The following is a 16,620-nucleotide window of genomic DNA, read 5'->3' as shown; positions in this document are numbered from 1 at the left end:
GGCGCTCGTGTCCGACCGGTAGCCGCTGCACGACAACCCGGGGCACACCTGGTCAGTCCTTTACCCGGACCCCGCTCAGTCCCCGCTCGCGGACCCGAGCACCAGGGTCACCTCGCGGTCCGCGCCGCCCCGCTCGACCGTCAGCGCGAGACGGTCCTTCGGGCGGTGCGCGCGGACCTTGATGATCAGCTCGTCACTGGAGTGCACGGCGTTCCCGTCCACCTCGGTGATGACGTCACCGGGCTTGAGACCCGCCTTGTCGCCGGGACCGTCCGTGTTGACGGCGGGGCCGCCGTCCTTGCCCTTGTCGGCGATGCGGGCACCGTCGCCGTTGAACTCCGTGTCGAGCGTGACGCCGATCACCGGGTGCGTGGCCTTGCCGAAGTTGATCAGCTCCTCGGCGACCCGCTTGCCCTGGTTGATGGGGATGGCGAAGCCGAGGCCGATCGAACCCGCCTGGCCGCCGCCCTGCTCCGAGCCGTCGTCCGCGGAGCGTATGGCGCTGTTGATGCCGACGACACGGGCCTGTGAATCGACCAGCGGTCCGCCCGAGTTGCCCGGGTTGATGGGGGCGTCGGTCTGCAACGCGTCGACGTAGGAGATGTCGCTGCCGTCGCCCTTCTCGCCGCCCGCGGTGATGGGCCGCTCCTTGGCGCTGATGATCCCGGAGGTCACCGTGTTCTCCAGGTCGAAGGGGGCGCCGATGGCTACGACGGGGTCGCCGACCTGCACGTTCTCGGAGTTCCCGAGGGTCAGCGGGTGCAGTCCGCGGACGCCGGAGACCTTGACCACCGCGAGGTCGTAGCCGGAGTCGCGGCCGATGACCTCGGCCTTGGCGGTCTCGCCGCCGCTGAAGGTCACGGAGATCTCGCCGCCGGTGCCCGCGGGCTCGACCACGTGGTTGTTGGTCAGGATGTGGCCCCTGGCGTCCAGCACGAAGCCGGTGCCGGTGCCCTGCGCCGAGTCGCCGCTGACGTGCAGGGTCACGACGCCGGGCAGGGCCGCGGAGGCGATGCCGGCGACGCTGCCCTTGGGCCGGTCCTTGGACTCCTTGTCCACCTGCGGGAGTTCGATGTCCCCGACGCCCCCGTTGCGCTCCAGATACGAGCCGATCGCACCGCCGATGCCACCGGACACGAGGGCGATCAGGACGAACCCGACGACCAGCACCCGCCGCGCCCGCTTGCGCCGCTTCTCCGGCGGCTCGGCGGGCAACGCACCGGTCTGCTGGAGCGGCGCGTTCCAGGGGTCGTACGGCTGCCGGGGCGCACTGCCGTACGGGGGCGGGGCGCCGCCGTGGGTGGGCGCGGGGGCGTGGTGGTGGTGCGGGGTGGGGGCAGGGGTGCCGTGCGGGGGCGTGGCGCCGTGGGGCGGCGGTGGGGTGGGAGGCGGGGTCTGTGTGCCGTGCGGAGGGGTCCCTCCGTGCGGGGAGCCCGGGGGCCCCGGGAGCGCCGTGCCGTGCGCCGGGGTCGCCGCCGGGTGCTGCACCGGCGGGGCGAGGGACCAAGGGCCCGGCTCGCCGTACGGCGGTGTGCCGTAGGGGTCGGGGTCGTGCAGGGGACGCGGCCGCTCGACGGGCGGCGCGGCGTCGGGGGTGGGTGTGGGTGTGGGAGCAGACGCCGGGGGCGTCGCCGAGTCCCCCGGGCCGGAGTCGCTCGGGCCGGAGTCACCCGGTATCGGGGCGCCCGGTATCGGACCGCCCGGGGCCTCGTCGGCCGCGGCGATGGGCAGGGAGTGCGTCGCGTCACGGAAGAGCGGGGCTGACGAACCCCCGTCCACCGGAGCCGGCACGTGCGGCGGCGGCGGCGCGACCCCGTCCGCCGGAGGCGGTGAGCCCGGCGGGATGGACGGGGCCGGGTCGACCGGGGGCGGTGCGTACGGCGTCGGGGCGTGTGCCGCCTCGTCCGGCTGGGCCGGGACGGGGGACGGTGCCTCCGGCCGGGGTCGGCTCCACCACTTCGCCTTCGTGGGCTTCCCCTCGTCCATGTTCTCCCCACAACTGGCCCGCGGCGGACGCCGATTAGGTACTCAACCCCGCGCCCGCCGAACCCCCGGCGAGCACGGCCCACCGAGGATTCAACCAGGTTCCCCCGCCGGAGCGCAGGGCGACGTCACGTCAGCGCAGCTGCGACGTTCCCTTCAGCGGTCCCGCGCCGGGCGCCGACGTGGCGGCGCTGAACGACTCGGCCACCAGCGGCCCCATGGAGCCCTCCGTGCCCGGCGGTTCGGAGCCCTGGGTCTCGGCGGCTCCCCGGTCCGGGGACGGCGGACGTATCAAAGGGGACATCGCGGCGGCGCCGCCCAGCATCGGCGCGGTCAGCGCGTACACCGGATCCTGGTGCAGGGGCTGCGTGGGGGCGCCGGGCAGCAAGGGACCCGACACCTCGGTCGGGGCGACCGGCGCCGCGAAGGTGCCGGGCCGCCTGCCCTGCACCGACAGCGGATTGCCGCCGCCGCGCCGCCGCGTGGAGTCCGACGTGGCCGCGGGGCCCGAGCCCTGGGTGCGCTGCGGAGTCACATTGCTGTTGCTGCCCGAGCCGCCGGCCCGGGAGTCGCTCACGTCGGCGGGCGCGCCCGCCGTGACGCCGCCCAGCGCTATCGCGGCCAGCGACACCGCACCCGCGGCCGCGAACGCGAACCGGCGCCCGCGCCAGGGCGAACGCTCGGGCTCGTGCTTGCCGACGTCATGGATGCGGAAGCCCCGCTGCTCGCTGGGGAGCACCGCGGCATGGGGGCCCGACGGCGCGTACCCCACGAAGGACTCCGTGCTCACGCCGAAGACTCCGGAGCTGGGCAGTCCCGCCGATCCGGTCGATCCGGTGGCGAATCCGTCCCCGTCCCCGGGGGGCTCGATGCCCCCTCCTGGAAGACCCTGGAGCCGGGCCAGGAAACTCTCGGTCGGCGGCGGCGGTGCCGCCTGCGCGAAGACGCTCTTCAGCCGACGCTGGGCGTCGGCCTCGGTCTTGCACATCGGACAGGTCGCCAGATGTGCGAGGACGCGCTCGCGCGCGTCATGGCCCAACTCGCCGTCCACCAGGGCGGCGAGTCGGTCCCCCAGATGCTGCTCGGCCTCGGCTAGGTGCCGTTCGGCAGGATTCGACCGTGATCCACTCACGCGGTCGCGCCCCCTCCTCCCAGCGCCACGGCCCCCGTCACCGCGAGCGAGCGGCGCTCGGCGCGGGCCTCGGGCGACCTGTGCTGGAGCGCCTTGCGCAGCTGCGAGCGGCCGCGGTGGATACGGCTGCGGACCGTACCCAGCTTGACGCCCAGGGTCGCGGCGATCTCCTCGTACGAGAGGCCCTCGATGTCGCAGAGCACCACGGCGGCACGGAACTCGGGCGCGAGGGTGTCGAGCGCCTGCTGGACGTCCGCGTCGAAGTGCGTGTCGTTGAACACCTGCTGGGGGGACGGCTCGCGGCTGGGCAGCCGCTCCGCGGCGTCGTCCCCGAGCGCGTCGAACCGGATGCGCTGCTTGCGGCGCACCATGTCCAGGAAGAGGTTGGTGGTGATCCGGTGCAGCCAGCCCTCGAAGGTGCCGGGCGTGTAGGTCGAAAGGGACCGGAAGACACGGACGAAGACCTCTTGCGTGAGGTCCTCGGCGTCGTGCTGGTTACCGGTCAGGCGATACGCCAGGCGGTAGACGCGGCCGCTGTGCGTGCTGACGATCTCCTCCCAGGTGGGCGGAGTCCACGCCTGCGCATCCGCGTCAGCGGCAAAGGTCGCGGTCTGAGCGGAGTCGTCGGCGCGGAATCGGTCAGCGGTGTTGGTCACGGATTTCGGCTCACCCGCCAACCTGAGAAAACGCCGGAGCGCTCCTCCCCGATCCGCGGACGCAGCCGCACCTCCCCTGTCGGCTCTGGTGGTGTCCAGTGGAGCCCCTACCATAACCACCTCGCCCGTTAGCTCCGGATAAGCGTTTTTACGTGAATTTGGTACGGGCTTCCGCGTAGGTGTCCTGCCCCTTCGAGGCGCCCGCTTCCGGTCTTGATCCATCCGTTACCCCCGTAGCACTCCCACCCCCTCATAACGCCCGGTCCCATCTGCGGGTTCCCGGCCCCAACGGATACAGTCACGGCCAGGCAACCACGGGGACAGGAGAGGGCCATTACCGGCAACCGGCAGACGAGCTGGGCGTTCTCCGACGCCTTTGTCGCCGAGGACGAGGCGCTGCGCTGGGCCCGGGACCGGGCCCAGGAGACAGGGCTGCCCTCGGTGTCGCCCGGCACCGGCGCCGCGCTGCGGATGCTCGCCGCCACGGCTGACGCGAAAGCGGTGGCCGAAATCGGTACGGGGACCGGGGTGTCGGGGATCCATCTGCTGCACGGCATGCGGCCGGACGGCGTACTGACCACGGTCGATCCCGAGCCGGACCGCCAGCAGTTCGCCCGTCAGGCCTTCCGTGCCGCCGGGTTCGCGGGCAACCGCGCCCGGTTCATCCCCGGCCGCGCCCTCGACGTCCTGCCGCGCCTCGCGGACGGCGGCTACGACCTCGTCTTCTGCGACGGTGACCGCACGGAGTCCCTCGAATATCTCGCTGAATCGTTGCGCCTGCTGCGGCCCGGCGGGCTCGTCTGCTTCGAGGGCGTCTTCGCCGACGGCAGGACCGTGGACTCGGGGCCGCAGCCGGTGGAGGTGCTTCGCGTGCGGGATCTGTTGCGCACGGTACGGGAGAGTTCCGACCTCGTGCCTTCGCTGTTGCCGGTCGGGGATGGGTTGCTCTGCGCCGTCAAGCGATGACGGTTCCAGGGGCTCTCGCATCGGTTGGCACCCTGCCCGACGGGGAGCGCGGAAACGAGGGGGTGGCCCCGTCGCGGATCCTGGCCCTGCCCTCGGCAGGGGGCTGACACAACACTGCCCCGGCATCGTCGTACGATGCCGGGGCAGTGAAAAGTGTGGGCGCGCTTCCGCGTCAGCCGACGACCTTCTTCAGGGCGTCGCCGAGCGCGTCGGCCTCGTCCGGAGTCAGTTCGACGACAAGTCGTCCGCCGCCTTCGAGCGGAACGCGCATGACGATGCCCCGCCCCTCCTTGGTCACCTCGAGCGGGCCGTCGCCCGTCCGCGGCTTCATGGCCGCCATGCTCGTTCCCCTTCCTGAAACCAGCTCATCGCAGCCGACAACCCAGGTGTCACCGGCATCGAACACATTGCTTCCAGGCCATTATCCCGCATGGCAGGACCCGATGACCAACATCGGTCGGCATCGCTTGCGCAACGCGCGCCCGCAAAACCACCCAATTCGGCGATGTGGCTGCGATACTTCGCCGCCTCATACGCCTCACAGACCCGGATTTCTTTGACGCAGGTCACATATCCGGCTCCGTACCGGAGCCCGATGATCTCCGTCATGCTGAGCGCCTACGTACTGGACCAGCGGAGGGGAACACCATGGCCGACAGCGTGCTCTACGAGGTGAGCGACGGGCTCGCCACGATCACGATCAATCGCCCCGACGCGATGAACGCGATGAACACCGAGGCCAAGGTCGCGCTGCGCGACGCCGCGCGGGCCGCCGCCGACGACGACGCCGTGCGCGCCGTTCTGCTCACCGCGACCGGGCGCGCCTTCTGCGTGGGCCAGGACCTCAAGGAGCACATCGGGTTCCTCGCCGCGGACCGCGAGGCGGGCACCGGGCAGACGATGACCACGGTCAAGGAGCACTACAACCCCATCGTGCGGGCCCTCGCCGGGATGCCGAAGCCCGTGGTGGCCGGGGTCAACGGCGTCGCCGCGGGGGCGGGCCTCGGCTTCGCGCTCGCCGCCGACTACCGCGTGGTCGCGGACACCGCCAAGTTCAACACGTCCTTCGCCGGGGTCGCGCTGACCGCGGACTCGGGCGTCTCCTGGACGCTGCCGCGGGTGATCGGTCCGGGCAGGGCCGCCGATCTGCTGCTCTTCCCGCGCAACATCAGCGCGCAGGAGGCGTACGACCTGGGCATCGCCAACAAGGTCGTACCCGCCGCCGAGCTGGCCGATGAGGCCGCCCGGGTGGCCCGCACCCTGGCCGAGGGCCCCACGCTCGCCTACGGGGCCCTCAAGGAGTCTCTCGCCTATGCCGCGGGGCACACCCTGGACGAGGCGCTCGACAAGGAGGACGAGCTCCAGTCGAGGGCGGGCCGCTCCGATGACCACACGATCGCCGTCCAGGCGTTCATCGCCAAGGAGAAGCCCGAGTACCTCGGCCGCTGAGCCTCGGCTAGCCGGCCGCCTCGCGGGCCACGCAGTCCGCGAGGTGGTCGTTGACCAGGCCGCAGGCCTGCATCAACGCGTACGCCGTGGTGGGGCCGACGAAGCGGATGCCGCGCTTCTTGAGGGCCTTGGACAGGGCCGTGGACTCGTCGGTGATCGCGGGTACGTCGGAGAGCTTCCTCGGCGCCTTGCGTGCGGCGGCGTCCGGCGCGAACGACCAGATCAGCGCGTCCAGTTCGCCTTCGGACCAGTCGGCGAGCACGCGCGCGTTGGCCAGCGTCGCGTCGATCTTGGCGCGGTTGCGGATGATCCCGGGGTCGACGAGGAGCCGCTCGCGGTCCTCGTCGGTGAACTCCGCGACCGAGGCGATCTTGAAGTCGGCGAAGGCCGTGCGGAAGCCCTCGCGGCGCCGCAGGATCGTGATCCACGACAGGCCCGACTGGAACGCCTCCAGGCAGAGCCGCTCGTACAGCGCGTCGTCGCCGTGGACCGGGCGGCCCCATTCGTCGTCGTGGTACGCCACGTAGTCCTCGGTGGACAGGCCCCAGGGGCAGCGCAGGCCCCCGTCGGGACCCGCTACGGCGTCGCTCGTGCTCACTGGTCGTCCCCTGTCTGCCGCTCGTGCTCGTCGGGGGCCGGGGCCGCCGCGCGTGGCGCGTACCCCTCGAAGAGGCGCTTGTCGCCGACCGCGGTGGCCTGTGCACCGGCCAGGGCCGCCTCCAGCTCGGCGATGCGGGCGTCCCGCTCGGCCAGCTCGGCCCCGAGGCGGCCGAGCACCTCGTCCACCTCACCCATGTGGTAACCCCGCAGGGTCAGCGGGAAGCGCACCTCGTCCACGTCGGCGCGGCGCAGCGGGCGGTCCTCGGGCAGCGGGTCGGTGAAACGCTCGGGCGCGGCGTCGGGCAGCGCCCCGCCCTCGCCGCCGCCGACCACGGCGAGCGTCACCGCGCCGACCACCACCACGAGGGCGATGACCAGGAACAAGAACAAGACCATCTCTTCAGGCCCCCACGCTCGACTGCCCGTGCTGAAACTGTCAGGGTCCGATCGTGCCATGCGCCACTGACAGTTAAGGTCGCAGGCGGCCGAAGTGCGACAAGGACCCAGGAGGACCACAGGGGATGCTCAGGCTTGGCAGGCGCGAGTTCGACGCGCACGAGCCGGTGATCATGGCGATCGTCAACCGGACCCCGGACTCCTTCTACGACCAGGGCGCCACGTTCCGTGACGAGCCCGCGCTGGCCCGGGTGGAGCAGGCGGTGGCCGAGGGCGCCGCGATCATCGACATCGGCGGGGTCAAGGCGGGACCCGGCGAGGAGGTCACCGCGCAGGAGGAGGCGCGCCGCACGGTCGGCTTCGTCGCCGAGGTGCGCAGGCGGTTCCCCGACGTGGTGATCAGCGTCGACACCTGGCGGCACGACGTGGGCGAGGCGGTCTGCGAAGCGGGCGCCGACGTGCTCAACGACGCCTGGGGCGGGGTCGACCCGAAGCTCGCGGAGGTCGCGGCCCGCTACCGGGTGGGCCTGGTGTGCACACACGCGGGGGGCGCCGAGCCGCGTACGAGGCCGCACCGGATCACGTACGACGACGTGATGGCCGACATCCTGCGCGTGACGGTCGGTCTGGCCGAGCGCGCGGTGGAACTCGGCGTGCCGCGCGAGTCCGTGATGATCGACCCGGGGCACGACTTCGGCAAGAACACCCGGCACAGCCTGGAGGCCACCCGCAGGCTGGGCGAGATGACGGACACGGGCTGGCCGGTCCTGGTCTCGCTGTCCAACAAGGACTTCGTCGGCGAGACCCTCGACAAGCCGGTCAAGGAACGCGTCATCGGCACCCTGGCGACGACGGCGGTCTCGGCGTGGCTCGGCGCGCAGGTCTACCGCGTGCACGAGGTCGCGGAGACGCGCCAGGTGCTCGACATGGTGGCGACGATCGCGGGGCACCGGCCGCCTGCCGTGGCGCGGCGAGGACTGGCCTGACCACAGGCACCGGCCGCCCGCCGTGGCGCGCGCGAGGGCCGGCCTGAGGGCCCGCCCCCGCGCGCGGGGCGCTACTTTCCGACTTCCTTCGTCACCAGGGAGATCGCCTCTTCCACGTCGTCCGTGACGTGGAAGAGGAGCAGGTCCGCCTCGGACGCCTTGCCCTGGGCGATGACCGTGTCGCGCAGCCACTCGATCAGGCCGTTCCAGTACGCCGACCCGAACAGGACGATCGGGAAGCGCGTGACCTTGCGGGTCTGCACGAGGGTGAGCGCTTCGAAGAGTTCGTCCAGGGTGCCGAGGCCGCCGGGCAGGACCACGAAGCCCTGCGCGTACTTCACGAACATCGTCTTGCGGACGAAGAAGTACCGGAAGTTCACACCGATGTCGACGTACTGGTTGAGGCCCTGCTCGAAGGGCAGCTCGATGCCCAGGCCGACCGAGGTGCCCTTGGCCTCGACCGCGCCCTGGTTCGCGGCCTGCATCGCGCCGGGCCCGCCGCCCGTGATGACCGCGAAACCGGCCTCCACGAGCGCCTTGCCGATCTCCACGCCCGCCGCGTACTCGGGCGAGTCCTCAGCGGTGCGCGCCGAGCCGAACACGCTGATCGCGGGCGGGAGTTCGGCGAGCGTGCCGAAGCCCTCGATGAACTCGGACTGGATGCGCAGGACTCTCCAGGGGTCGGTGTGCACCCATTCAGAAGGTCCGTCGGAGTCGAGGAGACGCTGGTCGGTGGTGCCGGGCTGCACCTGGTCGCGCCTGCGCAGGACCGGGCCGAGCCGCTGCTCCTCGGGACGCTTCCTGGCCTCGGGGCCCTCGGGATTGCTCATCGTCTGCTCCCTCCATACGTGCGTGACTCACAGCGTAGGTCTACGCGGGTTACGTCCGAGGGACCTCGGGATGTCCGGTACCAGGAGCCTCACCGGTGCTATGCCGTCAGCCAGCCGCGCAGCCGCTCCTCCGCCTCCGGGATCCGCTTCGCCTCGACGCGCTCGTCGACCTTGTGGGCGAGCAGCGGGTCGCCGGGGCTGTAGTTGACCGCGGGCACACCGAGGCTGCTGAAGCGCGCGACGTCCGTCCAGCCGAACTTGGGGCGGGCCTCGCCGCCGACGGCCGCCACGAAGGCGGCGGCCGCGGGGTGGGTGAGGCCGGGGCGGGCCGCGCCCGTGTGGTCGTCGACGATGAACTCCGCGACGCCGCAGTCCGCGAAGTAGTCGCGTACGAAGGCGAGTGCCTCCTCCTCGCTGCGGTCGGGCGCGTAGCGGAAGTTGACGGTGACGGTGCACTCGTCGGGGATGACGTTGGTGGCGACGCCGCCCTCGATGCGGACGGCGTTGAGGCCCTCGTGGAACTGGAGGCCCTCGACGACCGGCTTGCGCGGCTCGTACGCGGCGAGCCTCTGGAGGATCGGGGTGGCGGCGTGGATGGCGTTGGAGCCCATCCACGCGCGCGCGGAGTGCGCCCGCTCGCCCTTCGTCTTCAGGAGCACCCGCAGCGTGCCCTGGCAGCCGCCCTCGACCAGGCCGTCGGTGGGCTCCAGGAGGATCGCGAAGTCGCCCGCGAGCCAGTCGGGGTGCGCCTCGGCGACGTGCCCGAGGCCGTTCAGGTGGGCGGCCACCTCTTCGTTGTCGTAGAAGACGAAGGTCAGGTCGCGGTTGGGCTCGGTCACGGTCTGCGCGATGCGCAGCTGGACGGCGACGCCCGACTTCATGTCACAGGTGCCGCAGCCCCACAGGACGCCGTCGTCGTCCAGGCGGGAGGGCACGTTGTCCGCGATCGGCACGGTGTCGATGTGCCCGGCGAGGATGACCCGCTCCGCGTGGCCGAGGTTCGTGCGGGCCACCACGTTGTTGCCGTGCCGGTCGACGGTGAGGTGCGGCAGAGCGCGCAGGGCCGTCTCGATGGCGTCGGCGAGCTCTTTCTCGGACCCGCTCGGGGACGGGAAATCGACCAGCCGTGCGGTCAGCTCCGCGGCGTCCAACGTGAGGTCAAGAGGGGTCTGCGTCATGCGCACGACCCTAACCTCACAGGTACCGACGGCCGCTCGGTGGACTCCAGTACCTTGGACGCGTGCCTGAGCCCCCCACCCCGCTGCGGCGCGGCCGTCTCCTGCGTCTGTGGACCGCGTGCGCCGTGCTGCTGGCCGTCACGGGCTACGTGGCGGTGCAGTACGTGTACGGGGGCAGGCCCGAGCCGCGGTGCACGGTGGTGTCGGGCGACGGCGACGGCGCTTCGTACACGTTCACCGCCGAGCAGGCGCGCAACGCCTCGACGGTCGCCGCGGTCGGCACCTCGCGCGGCATGCCCGAGCGGGCGGTGACCATCGCCCTGGCCACCGCGCTCCAGGAGTCGGGCCTGCACAACATCAGCCACGGCGACCGGGATTCGCTCGGCCTCTTCCAGCAGCGGCCCTCGCAGGGCTGGGGCGACGCGCGGCAGATCATGGACCCGGCGTACTCCTCGGCCCGCTTCTACGCCCATCTCGCCGACGTCCCCGGCTACTCGCGGCTGCCCCTGACGGTCGCCGCCCAGCGCGTGCAGCACAGCGGCTATCCGCAGGCGTACGCCAAGCACGAGCCGGACGCGTCGGTGCTCGCCGCCGCGCTGACCGGGCGGGCGCCCGCCACCCTCGACTGCGAGGGCAGGCCCGGCACGGATCCGGGCGGTCCCGCGCGGGTGCGGGCCGCGCTGGCCCGCGACTTCGGCCGTGCGGTGCGGCCCGACGACGCCGGGGGCCGCACGGTGTCGGTGCCGGTGACCTCGACGATGACGACGGCGGGCGGCGGCGCCCCCGAGCGCGGCTGGGAGCTGGCGCACTGGGCGGTGGCCCAGGCCTCCGCGCTGCGCATCGAGCGGGTCTCCTACGCGGGACGCGAGTGGCGGGCGATGTCGGCCGACGACTTCACGGGCGGCGGGGACGCCGGGGACGGCGCCGGGCGGTGGCAGAGGACGGCGAAGGACCGCGGGAGCGGCGCCGCGGGGCCCGCGCGGGACGTCTCCGAGGTCCGAATCACCACCGGGCAGTAGTACGGCCGATCACTCGATCGGGGCACGGGGATCATCGGCCGGTGCCATCACGCGCGGTTTTCCCCCTACCCACCCCCGTACTCCCCAAATCCCTTGAGAACAAAGGGGATTAAGGATTCCGCGGCGATTCTGACCCGATGGCGTTTGCCCGTTTTTATCCGCAGCCGATAATGCGACGCATTGCCAACTCTTTACGTTGGCCCACCGCAACCTTCGCGGACTTCGAGCGGTAGTCACTGCGTCCGATCGCCGGAACCCATCCGGTGGCACGCCGGAGCCGATCCGGCCGGACGACCCAACGTTCTCTCCCGTCTGAAGGAGCATCATGTCCCTCCCCCTGACCCGCCGGATCGCCCGTGCCGCGCTGCTCAGCGCAGCGGGTGCAGCTTCCGTGGTCGGTGCGGCCGGCTCCGCAAGCGCCGCGGCCCTCCCGGCCGCCCCCGACCTGGGCGGGCTGACCGCTGTGGACGGTGCGAATCTGGGCAACACCGTCGACGGTGCCGCCCAGAACGTCAGCAAGCTCGCCGGTGACACCGGCAGCAAGGCCGTGAAGAAGGCCGTCCCGGCCGCGGGCAAGGCCGTCGGCAAGGGCGCCAAGACCACCACCCCGGCCGCCCAGAAGGCCGCAGGAGACGTCGCGGGCAGCGCGGGCGAGGTGCTCGGCGACACCGCGGGCACGGCGACCGACGGCGGTCTGCCCACCGACGCCGTCACCAAGGGCGGTCTGCCCACCGACCAGCTGCCGCTCAAGGGTCTGCCCCTCGGCTGATCCACGGCACGCGCGAAGGGCCCGGAGCCGATGGCTCCGGGCCCTTCGCGTGTCCGTCGCCGGCGCGCCTCAGGCGGCCAGGCGCGCGACCGCCTGCGCCACGCGCTCGTCCGTCGCGGTCAGCGCCACCCGGACGAAGGTCTCGCCGGCCGGGCCGTAGAAGTCGCCGGGCGCCACCAGGATGCCGAGCTCGGCGAGGTGCCCGACGGTGTCCCAACAGGACTCGTCGCGGGTCGCCCACAGGTAGAGGCTCGCCTCGCTGTGCTCGATGCGGAAGCCGTGCTTCAGGAGCGCGTCGCGCAGGGCCGTGCGCCGGGCCGCGTACCGCTCGCGCTGCTCGCGCACGTGCTGGTCGTCGCCGAGCGCGGCCACCACGGCGGCCTGGGTCGGCGCCGACGTCATCATGCCGCCGTGCTTGCGGATCTGGAGCAGATCGCCGAGCACGCCCGCGTCACCGGCGACGAACGCCGCGCGGTAGCCCGCGAGGTTGGACCGCTTGGAGAGCGAGTGGACGGCGACGATCCCCTCGTACGAACCGCCGCACACGTCCGGGTGGAGCACCGAGACGGGCTCCGCCTCCCAGCCGAGCTCCAGGTAGCACTCGTCGCTGACGAGCAGCACGCCGTGCTCGCGCGCCCAGGCGACGGTGCGGGTCAGCTCGTCCTTGGACAGGACCCGACCGGTCGGGTTCGAGGGCGAGTTGAGCCACAGGAGCTTGAGGTGCGTCGGGTCGAGCTCGGTCGGGTCGTCGTAGGCGACGTACTCCGCGCGGGCCAGGCGCGCCCCCACCTCGTACGTCGGGTAGGCGAGCCGCGGGTAGGCGACCACGTCCCCCGGGCCGAGGCCCAACTGCGTCGGGAGCCAGGCCACCAGTTCCTTGGAGCCCACCACCGGCAGGACGTTGCGGTGGGTGACGTCGCGGGCGCCGAGGCGGCGTTCGCACCAGCCGGTGATCGCGTCGCGCAGCTCCGTGGTGCCCCACACCGTGGGATAGCCCGGCGAGTCCGCGGCCGCGACCAGCGCTTTCTGGATGAGCTCGGGCACCGGATCGACCGGGGTGCCCACCGAGAGGTCGACGATGCCGCCGGGGTGGGCGGCCGCCGTGGCCTTGTACGGCTCGAGCTTGTCCCAGGGGAAGGTGGGAAGACGGTCGGAGACTACGGACACGTGGTGACTCCCGTAATGCGTGTGGTGCGTAAGGCGCTGGTACGTGCGTACGTCGCGTGCGTACGCCGCTGTGCAAATGCCCCGGTCCCGTACAGCGGACGTGCCGTACGGGACCGGGGCGGCGCTCGAACTGCCGTTACTGGTTCTGCGGCGGCAGGGCGGCGATGAAGGCGTGGTCGCGCTCGATCAGACCGAGCTTGCTCGCGCCACCGGGCGAACCGAGCTCGTCGAAGAACTCGACGTTCGCCTTGTAGTAGTCCTTCCACTCCTCAGGAGTGTCGTCCTCGTAGAAGATCGCCTCGACCGGGCAGACCGGTTCGCAGGCTCCGCAGTCGACGCATTCGTCCGGGTGGATGTACAAGGACCTGGAGCCCTCGTAAATGCAGTCGACCGGGCACTCCTCGATGCACGCCTTGTCCTTGACGTCGACACAAGGCTGCGCGATGACGTAGGTCACGCTGTCGTTCCTCCTCGATACGGGCGTTGGCGGGCCGTCCTCAGGCTCCGCTCGCCTGGCGCGCGGGAGCGCGGCGTCGTCGATGCCCGCCCCTAGTATCTCCGTTCCCGGGCATGATCCGAACAGGAGGGGCGTACAGAGCTGTGGAATTCACTGCGGGCGGACGGCTTGAGGTCCGAATCACCCCTGCTGACGTGGGTAAACGCGTCTCTGTTCGACGCATGAGCGGGGCGCCTGAGCCTGCCGAGAAGTTCACCGACACGGTGGGCGTTCTCACATCGTGGAACGACGGTGTGGTGCTCATCACACGACGTGACGGTGAGAGCGTCCGGATCGACGAGCGTTCACTGGTCGCGGGGAAGGTCGTGCCGGCCGCTCCGGCGCGCAGGCGGGGGCCCGCCGCCTCGTACCGGGAGCTGGCGCGGGTGAGCGCGCGGGCCTGGCAGCCGGTGGAGAGCGAGCCGCTCGGCGACTGGGAGCTGCGGGCCGCCGCCGGCTTCACCCGGCGGGCCAACTCGGTGCTGCCCCTCGGCGATCCCGGTGTCCCCCTGGACGAGGCCCTGGAGCGCGTGCGCGACTGGTACGCGGCCCGGGAGCTGCCCGCCTACGTCCAGGCCGCGACCGGCGCCGAGGGCACCCAGGAGCTGCTCTGCGCCGAGCTGGAGGCGCGCGGCTGGGCGCGCGAGGTGAGCGCGCAACTGCACATCGGCGCACTCGCCCCGGTCGGGGACCTGGACGCGGACGTGACCCGCGTGGAACTCTCCCGGTCCTATGACGAGGCGTGGCTGCGGCGGTACAAGCGGTTCGGGGTTCGCGGACCGCATGTGCTCAAGGTGCTGGCGAGCGGGCCCTCGGTGTGGTTCGCTTCCGTGCCCGGGAGCGGTGATTCCCCGGCCGCGATCGGGCGGTGCGTGGTGGACGGGCGCTGGGCCGGGTTCATGGCGGTCGAGGTGGACCCCGGGCACCGGCGCCAGGGGCTCGCCACCGCGGTGATGACCGCGCTGTCCCGGCAGGCCGTCGCGGAGGGCGCGTCGGCGGCCTGGCTACAGGTGGAGGACGACAACGACGGTGCGCGGGCGCTGTACGGCGCGATGGGCTTCTCGGCACATCACGCCTACCACCACTACCGGTACGGGGCCGGCTGAGCGGGTCCGTACGCGGGCGGTACACCTTCATGGACGAGCAGCACTGCACGAGAGCACGGCACGGGAAACAACGCCCGTAGGGGCATGAGACACGAGGCACGTATGCACGCGGAGTCCGGCGAATGGCGGCGGCGGTTCGCCGACGAGGCACGGTCCGAACGGCCCGGTCTCGCGCCGCTGTGCCTGTTGATCGGCGCGGAGGCGGACCCCGCCCTGGACGAGGCGGGCATCGACGCGGCCGAGATCGAACTGGACCGCCTGGCGGGCCTGTTGCCGTTCCGGCCCGGCGGGCCGCGGGCCTGGGCCGCCGCGCTCGCCGAACTCCTCGGCGGGCAGTGCGGGTTCGAGGGGACGCCGGGCGACTACCAGCGTCTTGAGTCCTCGCTGCTGCACGAGGTGCTGCGGCGGCGCAGGGGCCTGCCGATCCTGCTGTCGGTGGTGTGGATGGAGGTGGCGCGGCGCGCGGGCGCGCCCGTCTACGGCGTGGCCCTTCCCGGCCACTTCGTGGTCGGCTTCGGCCCCAAGGACGACCAGGTGCTCGCCGACCCGTTCGACGGCGGGCGGCTGCTCACCGGCGCGGACGCGGAGCTCCTGGTGGCCGGCAAGACGGGCGGCGGCATCCATCCCTCGATGCTGACGCCCGCCGACCCGCTGAACATCATCCAGCGCATCCTCAACAACATCCGCGCCTGGGCCGCCGCCCGCCCGGAGCGCTCCGACGTCGCGCTGTGGGCCCTCGAACTGACCCTGCTGCTGCCCTCGCACCCGGCCAGGCTGCGCTACGAGCGGGCCCAACTCCTCGTACAGCGCGGGGACTTCCTGGGCGGCGCGCAGGCCCTGGACGAGTACGCCGATGTGGTGACGACGGTCGAGCCGACCACGGCGGAGCGGGTGCGGCACCAGGCGCGGGCCGCCCGATCGATGCTCAACTGACGCGCGCGGCTCGCCACTTGCCGCACCGCGCCGACCCCGGACGGACGTATCGATCGGCCCGACCGGGCACCACCGACGTATGCATCCCCCCACCGCCCAGTGGCGGCGCCTGTTCGCGGACGAGGCCGGGTCCGCGCGGCCCGATCTCGCACTGCTCTGCCTGCTGATCGGCACGGAGGCCGACCCCTCGCTCGGCACGGCCGACATCGGCGCGGCGCGGCGGCTGCTCGACCGGCTGGCCCGGCAGGTCGCGCAGAGCGTCTCCGCGCGCGGCCCGGGAACGGCCGACGAGCCCCGCGCCTGGGCCCTCGCGGTGGCCGAACTCCTGGGCCGGCGCTACGGGTTCAAGGGCGGCCCCGGTGTCTACCAGCGCCTGGAGTCCTCCCTCCTGCACGAGGTGCTCAGCCGCCGCAGGGGCCTGCCGATCCTGCTCTCGGTGCTCTGGATGGAGGTGGCGCGGCGCGCGGGCGCGCCCGTGCACGGCGTGGCGCTGCCTGGCCACTTCGTGGTCGGTTTCGGGAGCGGGCGGGACCAGGTGCTCGCCGACGCCTTCGCCGGCGGCCGCGTACTGACCGCGAACGACGCCGAGTTGCTCGTCGCGGCGGCCACCGGGGAGCCGCTCGCGCCGTCGATGCTGCGGCCCGCGGGGACCCTGGACATCGTGTGGCGGATCCTGAACAACGTCCGCGCCTGGGCCGCGCCACGGCCCGAACGCTCCGACGTCTCGCTGTGGGCGATCGACCTCTCGCTGCTGCTGCCCGCGCCGCCCGCCCGGCTGCACTACGAGCGCGCCGAACTCCTGGTCCAGCGCGGGGACTACCTCAGGGGCGCGCGGGAGCTCGACGCGTACGCCGACGCGGTCGCCGCCGAGGACGCGGCGACGGCGGACCGGGTGCGGCGGCAGGCGCACGGGGCGCGGGCGATGCTGAACTGACCGCTCACGCGCGGGCGTTC

At 72.4% G+C, this 16,620-nt stretch carries 19 protein-coding genes; 8 read left to right on the top strand and 11 right to left on the bottom strand.

All coding sequences use genetic code 11. The features are described from left to right. Positions 1 to 75 precede the first annotated feature (75 nt). The 3 genes from ACIO9J_RS07720 to sigE all read right to left on the bottom strand — a co-directional run bounded on the left by ACIO9J_RS07720 (position 76) and on the right by sigE (position 3,885). On the bottom strand, positions 76 to 1,986 hold the full coding sequence (locus ACIO9J_RS07720) for a trypsin-like peptidase domain-containing protein (protein ID WP_401994164.1): 1,911 nt from the start codon (positions 1,984 to 1,986) through the stop codon (positions 76 to 78). A gap of 130 nt (positions 1,987 to 2,116) precedes the next feature. Next, positions 2,117 to 3,115, bottom strand: coding sequence for an anti-sigma factor family protein (locus ACIO9J_RS07715; protein ID WP_401994161.1), 999 nt, complete (start codon positions 3,113 to 3,115; stop codon positions 2,117 to 2,119). Next, a complete protein-coding gene (gene sigE / locus ACIO9J_RS07710; RefSeq protein WP_401994158.1) occupies positions 3,112 to 3,885 on the bottom strand; it encodes an RNA polymerase sigma factor SigE in 774 nt (257 codons plus the stop codon). The genes ACIO9J_RS07715 and sigE overlap by 4 nt, the downstream gene beginning before the upstream one ends. Before the next feature lie 153 nt (positions 3,886 to 4,038). Here sigE and ACIO9J_RS07705 point away from each other — a divergent pair, with 153 nt between their 5' ends. Continuing rightward, positions 4,039 to 4,737 (top strand): O-methyltransferase, encoded by a 699-nt coding sequence (locus ACIO9J_RS07705; RefSeq protein WP_401995891.1) that lies wholly within the window; start codon positions 4,039 to 4,041, stop codon positions 4,735 to 4,737. Positions 4,738 to 4,909: 172 nt separating this feature from the next. On the opposite strand, the gene ACIO9J_RS07700 is transcribed toward ACIO9J_RS07705, so the two are convergent. Together ACIO9J_RS07700 and ACIO9J_RS07695 are read right to left on the bottom strand one after the other, a co-directional pair. Beyond that, positions 4,910 to 5,077, bottom strand: coding sequence for a DUF3117 domain-containing protein (locus ACIO9J_RS07700; protein ID WP_003966491.1), 168 nt, complete (start codon positions 5,075 to 5,077; stop codon positions 4,910 to 4,912). Continuing rightward, entirely contained in the window at positions 5,065 to 5,346 is a 282-nt protein-coding gene (locus ACIO9J_RS07695; RefSeq protein ID WP_401994156.1) for a hypothetical protein, read from the bottom strand. Before ACIO9J_RS07695 ends, ACIO9J_RS07700 begins: the two co-directional genes overlap by 13 nt. A 39-nt stretch (positions 5,347 to 5,385) precedes the next feature. On the opposite strand from ACIO9J_RS07695, the gene ACIO9J_RS07690 reads away from it, so the two are divergent. Continuing rightward, positions 5,386 to 6,186: an enoyl-CoA hydratase-related protein gene (locus ACIO9J_RS07690; protein ID WP_401994153.1), complete on the top strand. Its 801-nt coding sequence runs from the start codon at positions 5,386 to 5,388 to the stop codon at positions 6,184 to 6,186. 7 nt (positions 6,187 to 6,193) lie between these two features. Here ACIO9J_RS07690 and ACIO9J_RS07685 read toward each other — a convergent pair whose 3' ends face one another. Next, positions 6,194 to 6,784 (bottom strand): DNA-3-methyladenine glycosylase I, encoded by a 591-nt coding sequence (locus ACIO9J_RS07685; RefSeq protein WP_401994150.1) that lies wholly within the window; start codon positions 6,782 to 6,784, stop codon positions 6,194 to 6,196. Beyond that, the gene (locus ACIO9J_RS07680) at positions 6,781 to 7,182 is read right to left on the bottom strand and encodes a DivIVA domain-containing protein (RefSeq protein ID WP_401994147.1); all 402 of its coding nucleotides are present in this window, start codon (positions 7,180 to 7,182) and stop codon (positions 6,781 to 6,783) included. Before ACIO9J_RS07680 ends, ACIO9J_RS07685 begins: the two co-directional genes overlap by 4 nt. 125 nt (positions 7,183 to 7,307) lie before the next feature. On the opposite strand from ACIO9J_RS07680, the gene folP reads away from it, so the two are divergent. Next, entirely contained in the window at positions 7,308 to 8,168 is an 861-nt protein-coding gene (gene folP, locus ACIO9J_RS07675; RefSeq protein WP_401994144.1) for a dihydropteroate synthase, read from the top strand. Between the two features lie 71 nt (positions 8,169 to 8,239). Here folP and ACIO9J_RS07670 read toward each other — a convergent pair whose 3' ends face one another. After that, positions 8,240 to 8,998, bottom strand: a complete 759-nt coding sequence (locus ACIO9J_RS07670) for a TIGR00730 family Rossman fold protein (protein WP_401994141.1) — start codon at positions 8,996 to 8,998, stop codon at positions 8,240 to 8,242. Between the two features lie 98 nt (positions 8,999 to 9,096). Beyond that, positions 9,097 to 10,176, bottom strand: coding sequence for a succinyl-diaminopimelate desuccinylase (dapE, locus tag ACIO9J_RS07665; RefSeq protein ID WP_401994138.1), 1,080 nt, complete (start codon positions 10,174 to 10,176; stop codon positions 9,097 to 9,099). A 62-nt stretch (positions 10,177 to 10,238) separates the two neighbouring features. Between dapE and ACIO9J_RS07660 the strand changes: the two genes are divergently transcribed. Both ACIO9J_RS07660 and ACIO9J_RS07655 read left to right on the top strand, forming a co-directional pair. Next, positions 10,239 to 11,195, top strand: a complete 957-nt coding sequence (locus ACIO9J_RS07660) for a heavy metal transporter (RefSeq protein ID WP_401994135.1) — start codon at positions 10,239 to 10,241, stop codon at positions 11,193 to 11,195. A gap of 325 nt (positions 11,196 to 11,520) precedes the next feature. Beyond that, positions 11,521 to 11,964, top strand: coding sequence for an ATP-binding protein (locus ACIO9J_RS07655; protein WP_401994133.1), 444 nt, complete (start codon positions 11,521 to 11,523; stop codon positions 11,962 to 11,964). Positions 11,965 to 12,033: 69 nt separating this feature from the next. Here the strand turns inward: ACIO9J_RS07655 and ACIO9J_RS07650 are convergent, their stop codons facing one another. Both ACIO9J_RS07650 and fdxA read right to left on the bottom strand, forming a co-directional pair. Then, complete coding sequence (locus tag ACIO9J_RS07650; RefSeq protein WP_401994130.1) at positions 12,034 to 13,131, bottom strand: bifunctional succinyldiaminopimelate transaminase/glutamate-prephenate aminotransferase; 1,098 nt, start codon at positions 13,129 to 13,131, stop codon at positions 12,034 to 12,036. A 136-nt stretch (positions 13,132 to 13,267) separates the two neighbouring features. Continuing rightward, positions 13,268 to 13,588 (bottom strand): ferredoxin, encoded by a 321-nt coding sequence (gene fdxA / locus ACIO9J_RS07645; RefSeq protein ID WP_030573070.1) that lies wholly within the window; start codon positions 13,586 to 13,588, stop codon positions 13,268 to 13,270. A 143-nt stretch (positions 13,589 to 13,731) separates the two neighbouring features. On the opposite strand from fdxA, the gene ACIO9J_RS07640 reads away from it, so the two are divergent. From ACIO9J_RS07640 to ACIO9J_RS07630, 3 genes are all read left to right on the top strand, one after another. After that, positions 13,732 to 14,733, top strand: a complete 1,002-nt coding sequence (locus ACIO9J_RS07640; protein ID WP_401994127.1) for a GNAT family N-acetyltransferase — start codon at positions 13,732 to 13,734, stop codon at positions 14,731 to 14,733. Positions 14,734 to 14,817: 84 nt separating this feature from the next. Then, the gene (locus ACIO9J_RS07635) at positions 14,818 to 15,666 is read left to right on the top strand and encodes a tetratricopeptide repeat protein (RefSeq protein ID WP_401994124.1); all 849 of its coding nucleotides are present in this window, start codon (positions 14,818 to 14,820) and stop codon (positions 15,664 to 15,666) included. Between the two features lie 79 nt (positions 15,667 to 15,745). After that, positions 15,746 to 16,600 (top strand): transglutaminase family protein, encoded by an 855-nt coding sequence (locus tag ACIO9J_RS07630; RefSeq protein ID WP_401994121.1) that lies wholly within the window; start codon positions 15,746 to 15,748, stop codon positions 16,598 to 16,600. Positions 16,601 to 16,620: the final 20 nt, after the last annotated feature.

Origin of the sequence: Streptomyces sp. NPDC087300, assembly GCF_044744425.1 — a bacterium.
Lineage (GTDB): Bacteria > Actinomycetota > Actinomycetes > Streptomycetales > Streptomycetaceae > Streptomyces.
Note: the sequence above shows the minus strand (reverse complement) of the source record. Positions and strands in the feature narration are given on the sequence as shown.